The organism is Halalkalibacter alkalisediminis (assembly GCF_028610705.1).
Lineage (GTDB): Bacteria > Bacillota > Bacilli > Bacillales > Bacillaceae_D > Halalkalibacter > Halalkalibacter alkalisediminis.
This window is the reverse complement of sequence record NZ_JAQQWT010000005.1, coordinates 164046-176653: the sequence shown is the minus strand read 5'-3', so window position 1 is coordinate 176653 and position 12608 is coordinate 164046. Positions and strand designations below refer to the sequence as shown.

The window sequence follows — 12608 nt, the reverse complement described above, 5'->3', positions numbered from 1 at the left end:
AGCGGTTTTCTCATAGAAGGCGCGCAGTGAGAGGAGCCCGTGCCATCCATGAATAAGCAATCAAAGGTTTTCAAAAAGGTGCCCTTCCTTTTTGAACGAACTCTAGTCTAAAATAGACCTGTTCTATATAAAATTAATTCCAGGGTAAATAAAGATGAACAAGACCTGTGACGCTGTCATCTTGCAACTCACGGTCAAACTCGCTAAACTTGTTGAATAGAGAGGTGTGCGAGCCGCATGAAAAATACGATAAAACGATATGTGAAACTGCGATTTCAAACCAAAATTAATCATGATGATCAAACGGATTCCTACGAGTTTACAACACGAGGTCAATTATTTCATAAAGGAAGCCAAGATTATTTAAGGTTTGAAGAGGATCTATCTGATGACCATTCGGTTCAGACGACGATGAAATGGGATGGTCGAGAATTGATGCTAATTAGGCAAGGGTCGATCTTGATGCGACAAGGATTCATTGTGGGAGAGGAAACCCTTGGGCGTTATGTGACACCGGATGCATCATGGGAAACAAAAGCTATGACAGAGAAATTATCCGTGCAATGGCCATCTGGGAAAAATCGTGGACGAATAAAATTAGTTTATAAATTTATGTTACAAGGTCAGGAAACCGGAACACATGAAGTCCGCTTAACCTTAGAGGAGGATACAACAAAATGAACAGTGTAGAACAAATAAAGCAACAACTAAAAGATGAAATCATTGCGGCTATTAAGCAAGCAGGATTAGCTTCTGATGCCGAAATTCCCGAAGTGATTCTAGAAACACCAAAGGATAAAGCGCATGGTGATTATGCAACGAATATGGCGATGCAATTAGCACGTGTCGCTAAAAAGGCGCCCAGAACGATTGCTGATGAATTAGTTGCAAACTTAAATAATGAGCGGGCTTCAGTGGAGAAAGTAGAAATTGCCGGTCCGGGATTTATTAACTTTTTTATGAACAACAGTTACTTACGTGAAGTCATTCCAACTGTCTTACAAGCAGGAGATACTTACGGTCAAACGAACGTAGGAGGGGGCAAGCGAATTCAAGTCGAGTTTGTTTCAGCGAATCCAACAGGAACCCTGCATTTAGGACATGCGCGCGGAGCAGCTGTTGGTGACGCGCTTTGCAACATTCTATCAAAAGCCGGTTATGATGTAGAACGTGAATATTACATTAATGATGCCGGAAATCAAATCAACAATCTTACATTCTCGCTTGAAGCACGTTACTTCCAAGCACTTGGCCTAGACAAGCCAATGCCAGAAGATGGATACCACGGTCAAGATATTATTGGTTTTGGACAAGCGTTGGCAGATGAGTATGGAGACAAATATGTTCATGTACCAGAAGAAGAACGCCAAGCATTTTTCCGCCAATATGGCCTTGAAAAAGAGCTTGAAAAAATCAAAGTCGACTTAAAAGAGTACCGTGTTGAATTTGACAATTGGTTCTCGGAAACGTCTTTGTATGAAACAGATAAAGTAACGGAAACGCTAAAGGTGTTAAATGAGAAGGGTGAAACGTACGAAGAAGAGGGAGCGACTTGGTTTCGCTCAACGACATATGGCGATGACAAAGATCGTGTTTTGATCAAAAATGACGGAAGCTTTACGTATTTAACGCCAGATATTGCGTATCACCAAGATAAGATGAATCGTGGCTTTGAAAAGTTAATTAACATTTGGGGCGCTGACCACCATGGTTATATTCCACGGATGAGAGCGGCGATTCAGGCACTTGGCTATGCTCCGGAGCAACTTGACGTACAAATCATTCAAATGGTTAGCTTGTTCCAAGGCGGCGAAAAAGTAAAAATGAGTAAGCGTACCGGAAAAGCGGTAACGCTTCGTGATTTAATGGAAGAAGTCGGAATTGATGCAACACGTTACTTCTTTGCGATGCGCAGTACAGATTCACAGCTTGATTTTGATATGGATTTAGCGGTTTCTAAATCAAACGAAAACCCAGTATATTACGTGCAGTACGCGCATGCTCGTGTGTGCAGCATGCTTCGTCAAGGACAAGAACAAGGCATGACATTTGATGAAACAACGGACTTATCAGCTCTTTCTTCAGAGAAAGCGTATGATTTATTAAAAGCGATCGGTGACTTCCCAGAAGTCGTGGCTGAAGCTGCTGAAAAACAAATGCCACACCGAATTACAAACTATGTGCACGATCTAGCTTCGACGCTGCACAGCTTCTACAATGCGGAACGTGTTATTGATCCTGAACAAAAAGAAGCATCACGTGCTCGTCTTGCTTTAATGAAAGCAACACAAGTTACGATTAAGAATGCTCTTGCTTTAGTAGGTGTAGAAGCTCCAGAGAAGATGTAGACGTCTAGACAATTTTTCAAAAGGTAACTGAAGTAGAACATGGTCTTAAGAGTTTTGACGTATCCTAAGACTGTTCTACTTTGAGTTGCCTTTTTTACATAAGGAGGGAAAGAAATGACGTTTGTTCTTTGGGTGGTCATCATCGCTTTGTTTATTTTAAGTTTTGTTGGGTTGATTTTTCCGATTATCCCTTCTGTTTTGGTTCTTTGGGGTGGCTTTTTCCTTTACGTCTTTTTCATAGAAACCGGCGAGCTCTCGGTTTGGTTTTGGATCGGAACGGGTTTACTTACATTATTAATTCTGATTTCGGATTTAGTCGCGAGTCAGTATTTTGTGAAAAAGTACAAGGGGTCTAAGTGGGGAGAGAAAATGGCAGCCATTGGTGTGATTATAGGTTCGTTTATTTATCCTCCTTTTGGACTCATTCTTGTACCCTTTATACTGGTGTTCATTGCAGAAATGATGGTGAGTAAAGATGCGAACCATGCAGGAAAAGTAGCCATTGCCTCTTTGTTTGCCTTTCTCAGTAGTACCTTTGCTAAAGGAGTTATTCAGATTGTGATGATTATTTGGTTTTTCATTGAAGTCATCTGGTAAGTTCGGATAAAAAAAGATATTTCACACATAGTAAGAAAAGAAAGAAGGGGTTTTGATGCAAGAAATTTTTCTCGCTCTCATTGCAGGCCTTGTCGTTGGTTTTTTCTTTGCGCTTATTAAATTGCCTATTCCTGCCCCACCAGCTCTAGCAGGGGTTATGGGAATTGTCGGCGTTTATTTAGGCTATAAACTGTTTCATTGGCTGCTACCATTCATTCAATCGTAACCACTCAGCACTGTAAGGAGGAATTTGAAAATTGCCTTACTTAAAAAAAACGAATTTACACTTGTATTATGAAGTACATGGCGAGGGAACTCCCATTGTTTTCATCCATCCACCTGTTATGGGTTCTGAGACGTTCCGTTATCAAAAAAAATTAGCTGAACGCTATCAATTAATTTACATTGATTTAGTTGACAGTGGAAGAAGTTCGAAGAGAACACAAGAAACGACTGTGGCCGATCAAGCCAAGATGGTTCATGCACTTGTGACTCAGTTGAACTTGCCCCCGGTGATCGTGTGCGGCTATTCTAATGGAGGATCAACGGCTCAAGAATTTGCGCTTGCCTATCCTGAACAAACGAAGGGTATCATCTTAATTGGTGGGTTCTCAGAAGTTTCGACGATGCTACTTGGGGCTGAATTTGAGCTAGGGATCTGGGCAGCCCAAAATAAGATGCTTAATCTCCTTTCCTATGGATTACCAGCGGCCCATTTTAGATCAAAACATCATCAAAGAGAGATGGCCCACTTTATTAAGCAAGCGGATGGACCGACCTTAAAGCGCATTTATGAAGAAGGTAAACAATACGTCTCGACTGATCGACTCAAACAAATCACTGTTCCTCTCATGCTAATTTATGGGAAGCGAGATATTGTTTCGCGACCGTACATGATGAAGTTTTACAAAGAAATTAGAGACCTTGATGTCGCATTAGTCAGTGGTGTCGCTCATCAAGTTCCAACGAAAAGACCGGAACAATGTAATGCCATAATCGATAGCTGGATAAAGCGAAAGCAATTAGGATAAACAAAAAGCCTTGTGAATAGACGCAAGGCTTTTTGTTATTAGTAAAGGTATCGATGAAAGTTGTTAAAACATAGGAAAAAGCCCTGCACACACACCTTTCGTGCAAGGCCTTTTCCTAAAGCAAACCCGAAACCAATCTTGCTACTTTTTCTTTTCCTCTTTGGAAAAGCGGTCTTTTACGGAATGCTTCAATCGTGAGACGTTCGGATATTGCGATGTCATGCTCTAGCTCAGTAAGTGCTCCTTGAATGAATGTCTTATCGTAGATCAGACAGTTGATCTCATGGTTGATATGAAAACTTCTTTGGTCAAAATTAGCGGTCCCAATGTCACACACTTGCTGGTCCACAACGAGGACTTTCGCATGGAAAAAACCACGGTAGAATTGGTACACACTTATGCCAGCAAGTAATAAAGGTTCAAAATAGGGAAAGGCCGCTTCCTTTACAAGAGGGTGATCTCCTTTTTTAGGAACGATGAGTTTCACATCAACCCCTCTTTCTGCAGCCTTAATCATTTCCTTTTGTACTTCTTCACCCGGAATGTAATAAGGTGTACCAATCACAAGCGATTCCTTTGCTTGTTTAATTAAATTGATAAAGGTTTCTTCTAAATAAGTCCCATCTGTCGGTAAGATCCTTAACGGAATCGAGCCTTGCTTTAACCGAGGATAATGTGCTTCTTTTACCATGCGGTTTTGTTTGGCTGTTTGCCAGTCCTGGATAAATTGCTCTTGCAAATCTTGGACGCCATCTCCGTCTATACGAAGATGAAAATCTCTCCAAGGTCCAAATTTAGGATCACGCCCTAAATATTCATCTCCCACATTATAACCGCCGATGTACCCAACACAACCGTCAACGATCACGAGCTTACGATGATTTCTTCGATTGAATGTGAAGAAAATATAGGGGAATGAAGGGGGGTGTGAGTAGGCAAAGCGAACCCCAATCTTTTTTAGTTCCTTTATTCTTTTTTTCGAGAGCTTACAACCCATTTTATCGACGAGTAGTCGAACGTCGACTCCTTCTTTTGCTTTGTCTTCAAGTATCGTTAGCATCTTTTTACCAATATGGTCTTCTCGAAATATATAGAAAAGGAGATGAACATGATTAGTTGCTTGTTGAATATCTGCCAATAAACGTTTAAAAAAATCATCTCCTGTAGGAAGGAGATCGACTTCACTATAACGCGTTTCTTGAACATGTCTTGTTGCTTCTTTTCTCTGTTGTCGTAATCCTAATTTAAAATCTATTCGAAGCCATATAAGGACAGCGACAACAACGAAGAGAGTAATAATCCATCCATTCATAGCATAACCTTCTTTCTAAAAGAGTTCTGCTTGTTTTTAGACAAGTCAGATTCGAACAAGCCTGGCTTGGAGCGGCTTACAATCGTCGCTATAAAACATTTTATAAGCTACTTTAGCTCTACTTTTCCTTAGCATGTACAAATAAGAAGGAGAACATGAATAAAATATTTCTCCAAAAATGAATGACCATTCATTCAAGAATGTGCTATAATCATTTTAACTTTAAAAAACGTCAACCAAAAGCAAGTTGCAAACTTGTTAAGGCGAAAGGGGTCGTATGTATGGAAGCGTTAACATGGGTGAATTGGCTAATGTTCATATTAGTAACAGGCTATGCAGTCTATTTATTTGTTACTCTTATCAAAACGAGATATGAGTACATTAAGCTCGGGAAAAAAGCAGAGTTCAATCACACAATGAAAGAACGTTTTAACGCGATTTGGGTAAATGTATTTGCACAAAAGAAGTTATTGAAAGACAAAAAAAGTGGCATCATTCATATAATGTTTTTCTACGGATTTCTAATGGTTCAATTAGGAGCCATTGATTTAATTTGGAAAGGATTGGCTATAGGTTCGCATCTTCCACTTGGACCTGTATATCCAATTTTCACACTCTTTCAGGAATTCGTTGTTATGATGATCTTGATTGCGGTTGTGTGGGCGTTTCACCGCCGTTATATTGAAAAATTAGTTCGTCTAAAGCGTGGCTGGAAGTCTGGTCTTGTTCTCGTTTTTATTGGAGGATTAATGACTTCGAAGTTGTTAGCAAAAGGTATGGAAATCATTTGGTTAGATAAATATCTTAGTGGATTTGAACCGGTAGCATCAGGAATTGCGGCAGTATTTGGTTTCGTACCACCGGCTGTAGCAGGTGGATTGTTCTTTGTTTTTTGGTGGATGCATTTATTGTTCTTACTGACATTCCTTGTGTATGTTCCACAATCTAAGCATGCCCATTTAATTGCTGGTCCTGTTAACGTATTCCTTGGACGTACACATAAAGTTGGTCAATTATCTTCTATTAACTTTGAAGATGAAAGTCAAGAAGTGTTTGGAGTAAATAAAATTGAAGACTTTAACCAAAAGCAATTAATGGATTTATATTCCTGTGTGGAGTGTGGACGCTGTACGAATATGTGTCCGGCATCGGGAACGGGCAAAATATTATCACCGATGGATCTCATTGTAAAAATGCGAGACCATTTAACGGAAAAAGGGGCTGCTGTTACGTCTAAATCAGCATGGCTACCGGAGTTTGCTTTTTCGAATACAAAAGCGAACCAACTAGCCATGCAAGGAGCAGGTGGGCAAGAAGCAGCTGCTGGGTATGACGTGAGCTTAATTGGGGACGTCATTACAGAGGAAGAAATTTGGGCATGTACGACGTGCCGTAACTGTGAAGACCAATGTCCAGTTATGAATGAACACGTTGATAAAATCATAGATATGCGTCGTTATCTTGTGTTAACAGAAGGAAAAATGGATGCAGATGCCAAGCGTGCGATGACCAATATCGAACGTCAAGGCAATCCTTGGGGAATTAGCCGTAAAGAACGTGAAGACTGGCGTGTAGGTCGACAGGACATTCATGTTCCAACCGTTAAAGAGATGGAGAAAAAAGGTGAAGAGTTTGAGTATCTATTCTTCGCAGGTTCGATGGGTTCTTATGATAAGCGCAGTCAAAAAATTGCTCAATCCTTTGCGAAAGTGATGAACGAAGCAGGCGTAACATTTGCGATTATTGGAAATAAAGAAAAGAACTCTGGAGATACACCAAGACGTCTTGGCAATGAGTTTTTATTCCAAGAGCTTGCAACGGCAAATATTGAATTATTCAAAAAGCATAATGTGAAAAAGATCGTGACAATCGATCCACATGCTTATAATACGTTTAAAAATGAGTATCCTGAGTTTGGTCTTGAGGGAGTCGAGGTGTACCATCATACGGAACTACTAGCTAAACTCCTTGAAGAAGGAAAAATCAAGCCAAAGTATGAGGTCAATGAAACGATTGTCTATCATGATTCTTGTTACCTTGGCCGCTACAATGAAGTATATGAACCACCTCGCGATATTTTAAAAGCCATTCCAGGTGTGAAAATCGTTGAGATGGAGCGCAACAGAGAGTCAGGAATGTGCTGTGGTGCTGGCGGCGGTATGATGTGGATGGAAGAAGATACAGGACAGCGTGTCAATGTTGCTCGAACCGAACAAGCGCTTGAAGTAAAACCATCTGTTATCGGTAGTGGTTGTCCATATTGCTTAACGATGTTAAGTGATGGGACGAAAGCAAAAGAAGTAGAAGAAGACGTTCAAACACTGGACTTAGTAGAAATTTTAGAAAAATCGTTAATGAAGCAGGAAAATGAACTTGTTCACTAGAATAAAAAAGAAAAGGCTTTCATAATATGACATCAAGCCCACTTCTCATTTTAAATAAAGGAGCAGGGCTTGATGTTTATCATGATCCTGAGCGAGCGTTCAGTCAGTCGAATATTGATTAAAATAATGAGAGGCAGTGAGTGTATGAGAACAGTAATTGTGAGTGGTGCAAGAACACCTTTTGCCAAATTTGGCGGAGCCTTAAGCCGTTTGAGCGCTTCAGAGCTTGGTGGGGCAGCGATTAAAGAAGCATTAAATCGAGCTAATTGGTCTTTTGATCAAGTAGATGAGTTAATAGTAGGTAACGTACTACAAGCTGGGCAAGGGCAAATTCCATCAAGGCAAGCCGCTCATGCAGCTGGCCTACCGTGGAGCGTAAAAACAGAAACGATTAACAAAGTGTGCGCATCGGGTATGAGAAGCGTCACGCTTGCTGATCAAGCAATTCGCTTAGGAGAAGCGGAGGTTGTCGTTGCTGGAGGAATGGAATCGATGAGTAACGCACCGTATTACTTACCGAAGGCGAGATGGGGCGCCCGGATGGGGAATAGCCAAATGATTGACGGACTTGTTCATGATGGATTAACTTGCTCGTTTCGAGATGTCCACATGGGGACGTACGGAAGTGACGTTGCTAAGGAGATAGGCATTACAAGAGAACAACAAGATGACTGGGCCTATAATAGCCATCAAAAAGCGGTGACTGCGATTGAATCTGGCAAACTAGCAGATGAAATCATAGCGGTTCCAGTACCTCAACGTAAAGGAGAACCAATCTTAGTCGAACAGGACGAAGCTCCGCGTAAAGATACATCGCTTGAATCGTTAGCGAAGCTGAGACCTGTATTTTCAAAGGAAGGAACCATTACAGCAGGGAATGCACCAGGAATTAATGACGGGGCAGCTGCTCTTCTATTAATGTCAGAGGACAGGGCAAAGGAAGCTGGCCTTCCCCTACTCGCAACGATTGTGGCTCATACAGCGCTTGCCATCGCACCTGAAGACTTTCCGAAAACACCTGGTCTTGTCATCAACCAATTGTTAGAGAAAACGGGTTTCAGTGCAGAGGAAATTGATCTTTTTGAAATTAACGAAGCGTTTGCAGCTGTCGCATTAGCGAGTCAAAAGTTGGCAGGGCTAGATGCTCAAAAAATTAATGTAAACGGTGGAGCAGTTGCGCTGGGGCATCCGATTGGCGCAAGTGGTGCACGAATTATTTTAACACTTGCTTATGAGTTGCAAAGAAGAGGTGGCGGACGCGGGATTGCAGCCATCTGCAGTGGCGGAGGGCAAGGCGACGCGATTTTAATAGAAGTGTAAGGGGGAAGCGATTATGGATATAAACAAAGTGATGGTCATAGGTGCTGGTCAAATGGGATCTGGGATTGCTCAAGTTCACGCGATGGCTGGAATGAAAGTGGTCCTTCATGATCTAAAGGAAGAATTTGTGCAACGAGGGCTTGCTCAGATGACGAAAAATCTTTCGAGACAAGTGGAGAAGGGCCGAATGAGGGAAGCAGAAAAAACAGAGATTCTTGATCGGATTCAACTGTCGACCGATTTAACTCATGCAAGTGATGTTGACATCGTGATTGAAGCTGCTGTGGAAAACATGAGAATTAAGTCTGAGCTATTTGCCAAATTAGATCAAATTGCTCCAGCCCATGCGATATTAGCGACGAATACGTCCTCCCTGCCAATTACTGAAATTGCAGCTGCTACGAATCGTCCTGAAAAAGTCATTGGGATGCACTTCATGAATCCTGTTCCTGTGATGAAGTTAGTCGAAGTCATTCGTGGTCTTGCGACGGCTGATGAGGTGTACGAAGTTGTGGAAGCGTTATCACGCAAACTTCAAAAAATACCTGTTGAAGTAAACGATTTTCCTGGCTTTGTTTCAAATCGAATTTTAATGCCAATGATCAATGAGGCCATTTTTACTGTCTACGAAGGGGTCGCCACTCCTGAAGCAGTGGATGAAGTGATGAAGCTAGGCATGAACCACCCAATGGGACCGTTGACACTCGCTGATTTTATCGGACTTGATACATGTCTTTATATCATGGAAACGCTACATGAAGGCTTTGGTGACGATAAATACCGTCCGTGTCCGCTGTTGCGCAAGTATGTGAAGGCAGGGTGGCTAGGGAAGAAATCAGGTCGTGGGTTTTATCAGTATGAATAGAGGTTGAAGGGGAGCTAAGGCTTATGGGTTGCTAGCTGTTCTAAGGGTGAGAGTCCATATTTGCGAGTTTGAATTTTTTATGGAAACTTTATCCTGAAAAAATGGCTACTTTACACACAAATCAGCAAGTTGTATTTAATTGGGTGAGCTCCAATGGACGTGCTGATGAGGGAGTTCAACGAGATTACTTTGGCTCCCTAGTTCTCGTAAAAGTTGGAAGTTGCTTTGCTCATGACTTCGAAGTTGTTCCAACAAAGAAAACGGGCTTGGAACAACTTCTACTTCAAAGGGGGTGCAGGGGATGAACTTGCGTTTTACAGATGAGCAAGAAATGATGAGAAAAATGGTTCGAGAGTTTGCAGAAAAGGAGATTACTCCGTTTATCACGCAAATGGAAGAGCATGAGACATTTCCTCGACCGATTCTAGAGAAGATGAGTGAACTGGGGATTATGGGTATTCCGATTCCGGAGCAATATGGTGGATCGGAAATGGATTTCACCTCTTACATTATTGCGATCCATGAATTATCGAAAGTGAGTGCGACAGTGGGAGTGATCTTATCGGTTCACACATCGGTAGGCACGAACCCGATTCTTTATTTCGGTACAGACGAACAAAAGCAAAAATATGTTCCTAAGTTAGCGACTGGCCTTTTCTTGGGAGCATTTGGTTTAACGGAACCTGGAGCAGGCTCAGATGCAGCTGGTTTGAAAACGACCGCTGTCAAAGATGGTGATGCCTATATTTTGAACGGGTCTAAAGTGTTTATCACAAACGGAGGGGAAGCTGATACGTATATCGTCTTTGCTACAACTGCGCCAGGAACAGGGGCGAAGGGGATTTCAGCTTTTATTGTTGAAAAAGACACGCCTGGGTTTAAGGTTGGAAAAAAAGAGAAAAAAATGGGTCTGCTTGGCTCAAATACGACCGGACTTGTTTTTGAGGATGCTCGAGTTCCCGTTGAAAATCTTCTTGGGCAAGAAGGGGATGGCTTTAAAATTGCGATGGCGAATCTTGATTTTGGTCGAATTGGCATTGCGGCTCAGTCATTAGGGATCGCAGAAGCTGCTTTTGAAGCAGCTGTTGCTTACGCTAAAGAGCGCAAGCAATTTGGCAAAGCGATTGGGTTGCAGCAAGGTGTTGCCTTTAAACTTGCTGAAATGGCAACGAAAATTGAAGCGGCAAAACTATTAACTTACCGAGCTGCTAATTTAAAAGATAAGGGGATTCGTTGCGGGCAGGAAGCATCGATGGCTAAGTTATACGCATCGAGAGCGGCTGTCGAAGTGGCGATTGAAGCGGTCCAGGTTTTTGGTGGTTATGGCTACACAAAAGAGTATCCGGTCGAGCGATTTTTCCGTGATGCAAAAGTATGTGAGATTTATGAGGGAACAAGTGAAATTCAAAGACTCGTAATTAGCAAACAGTTACTGTCAAACTAAGGGGGAAGTAAGATGAATTTTCTTTTAACTGAAGAGCAAGAAATGATCCGTAAAATGGTACGTGATTTTGCCAATAAAGAAGTGGCTCCATCAGCAGCAGAGCGTGATGAGGAAGAGCGTTTTGATCGAGCGATTTTTGATAAAATGGCGGAGCTTGGTTTAACCGGCATCCCATGGCCAGAAGAATACGGTGGAATTGGAGCCGACTATATGAGTTATGTGATCGCGGTAGAAGAGCTGTCACGTGTCTGTGCTTCAACTGGTGTGACATTATCTGCACATACATCACTAGCAGGTTGGCCGATCTATAAGTTCGGGAATGAAGAGCAAAAACAAACTTACTTGCGCGCTTTAGCAGAAGGCACAAAAATTGGCGCATACGGTTTAACGGAACCGGGTTCAGGGTCGGATGCAGCGGCAATGAAAACAACAGCTGTATTAGACGGCGACCATTATGTGTTAAACGGCTCCAAGATTTTTATTACAAACGGCGGAATTGCAGACATTTATGTCGTCTTTGCTGTCACAGACCCGAGCGCTCGTCATAAAGGTGTCACGGCTTTCATCGTCGATGCGGATACGCCTGGATTTTCGGTTGGGAAAAAGGAACAAAAGCTTGGAATCCGATCGTCTCCTACGACGACGATCATTTTTGAAGATTGCCGCGTTCCGGTAGCCAATCGCCTCGGTGCGGAGGGAGAGGGTTTTAAAGTAGCGATGATGACGCTAGATGGCGGTCGTAACGGCATTGCCGCTCAAGCGGTTGGGATTGCTCAGGGAGCATTAGATGCATCAATTGAATATGCGAAAGAACGAAAACAATTCGGTAAATCAATTGGAGCGCAACAAGGGATTGCCTTTAAAATTGCCGATATGGCAACGAAAATTGAAGCAAGCCGCTTACTCACGTATCAAGCAGCGTGGAAGGAAAGTGAAGGTCTATCATATGGAAAAGAGTCTGCGATGTCAAAACTTCTTGCTGGTGACACAGCAATGGAAGTAACCGTTGAGGCGGTGCAAGTATTCGGAGGCTACGGCTACACGAAAGAATACCCAGTTGAACGCTACATGCGTGATGCGAAAATCACACAAATCTATGAGGGAACCAATGAGATTCAACGTTTAGTTATTTCAAAGATGTTGTTAACTGATTGAGGAAGTGCGGGCGCGTGTATGCGGCAGTTTGAAATGCTAATATCAGGTGAGGTGTCGCTAATCAATAGGTGAGAGTCGCTGATCAAAGGCAAGTGCCGGATTATTTCGAAGGGACTGATAACGTAGCGAAAGTGACTGATAACTTCGGTAAA

Annotated in this window: 11 protein-coding genes; 10 read left to right on the top strand and 1 reads right to left on the bottom strand. The window is 42.2% G+C overall.

The window, feature by feature from the left end; translation table 11 throughout:
- Positions 1 to 237 precede the first annotated feature (237 nt).
- The 5 genes from PQ474_RS09835 to PQ474_RS09815 all read left to right on the top strand — a co-directional run bounded on the left by PQ474_RS09835 (position 238) and on the right by PQ474_RS09815 (position 3976).
- Positions 238 to 681: a YwiB family protein gene (locus PQ474_RS09835; RefSeq protein ID WP_273842495.1), complete on the top strand. Its 444-nt coding sequence runs from the start codon at positions 238 to 240 to the stop codon at positions 679 to 681.
- Positions 678 to 2348: an arginine--tRNA ligase gene (argS, locus tag PQ474_RS09830; protein ID WP_273842493.1), complete on the top strand. Its 1671-nt coding sequence runs from the start codon at positions 678 to 680 to the stop codon at positions 2346 to 2348. Before PQ474_RS09835 ends, argS begins: the two co-directional genes overlap by 4 nt.
- Before the next feature lie 114 nt (positions 2349 to 2462).
- Entirely contained in the window at positions 2463 to 2945 is a 483-nt protein-coding gene (locus PQ474_RS09825; RefSeq protein WP_273842491.1) for a DUF456 domain-containing protein, read from the top strand.
- Positions 2946 to 3000: 55 nt separating this feature from the next.
- Entirely contained in the window at positions 3001 to 3171 is a 171-nt protein-coding gene (locus tag PQ474_RS09820; protein WP_273842489.1) for a XapX domain-containing protein, read from the top strand.
- A 31-nt stretch (positions 3172 to 3202) separates the two neighbouring features.
- A complete protein-coding gene (locus tag PQ474_RS09815) occupies positions 3203 to 3976 on the top strand; it encodes an alpha/beta fold hydrolase (protein ID WP_273842487.1) in 774 nt (257 codons plus the stop codon).
- Between the two features lie 115 nt (positions 3977 to 4091).
- Here PQ474_RS09815 and cls read toward each other — a convergent pair whose 3' ends face one another.
- Positions 4092 to 5288 carry a cardiolipin synthase gene (gene cls, locus PQ474_RS09810; RefSeq protein ID WP_273842485.1) on the bottom strand — a complete coding sequence of 399 codons (1197 nt, stop codon included), beginning with the start codon at positions 5286 to 5288 and terminating at the stop codon, positions 4092 to 4094.
- A gap of 281 nt (positions 5289 to 5569) precedes the next feature.
- On the opposite strand from cls, the gene PQ474_RS09805 reads away from it, so the two are divergent.
- The 5 genes from PQ474_RS09805 to PQ474_RS09785 all read left to right on the top strand — a co-directional run bounded on the left by PQ474_RS09805 (position 5570) and on the right by PQ474_RS09785 (position 12456).
- The gene (locus PQ474_RS09805) at positions 5570 to 7672 is read left to right on the top strand and encodes a (Fe-S)-binding protein (protein ID WP_273842484.1); all 2103 of its coding nucleotides are present in this window, start codon (positions 5570 to 5572) and stop codon (positions 7670 to 7672) included.
- Positions 7673 to 7798: 126 nt separating this feature from the next.
- Positions 7799 to 8992: an acetyl-CoA C-acetyltransferase gene (locus PQ474_RS09800; RefSeq protein ID WP_390187178.1), complete on the top strand. Its 1194-nt coding sequence runs from the start codon at positions 7799 to 7801 to the stop codon at positions 8990 to 8992.
- Between the two features lie 13 nt (positions 8993 to 9005).
- Positions 9006 to 9857 (top strand): 3-hydroxybutyryl-CoA dehydrogenase, encoded by an 852-nt coding sequence (locus tag PQ474_RS09795; protein ID WP_273842480.1) that lies wholly within the window; start codon positions 9006 to 9008, stop codon positions 9855 to 9857.
- Positions 9858 to 10158: 301 nt separating this feature from the next.
- Positions 10159 to 11301: an acyl-CoA dehydrogenase gene (locus PQ474_RS09790; protein ID WP_273842477.1), complete on the top strand. Its 1143-nt coding sequence runs from the start codon at positions 10159 to 10161 to the stop codon at positions 11299 to 11301.
- 12 nt (positions 11302 to 11313) lie between these two features.
- Positions 11314 to 12456, top strand: coding sequence for an acyl-CoA dehydrogenase (locus tag PQ474_RS09785; RefSeq protein WP_273842475.1), 1143 nt, complete (start codon positions 11314 to 11316; stop codon positions 12454 to 12456).
- The last annotated feature ends 152 nt before the right edge of the window (positions 12457 to 12608 follow it).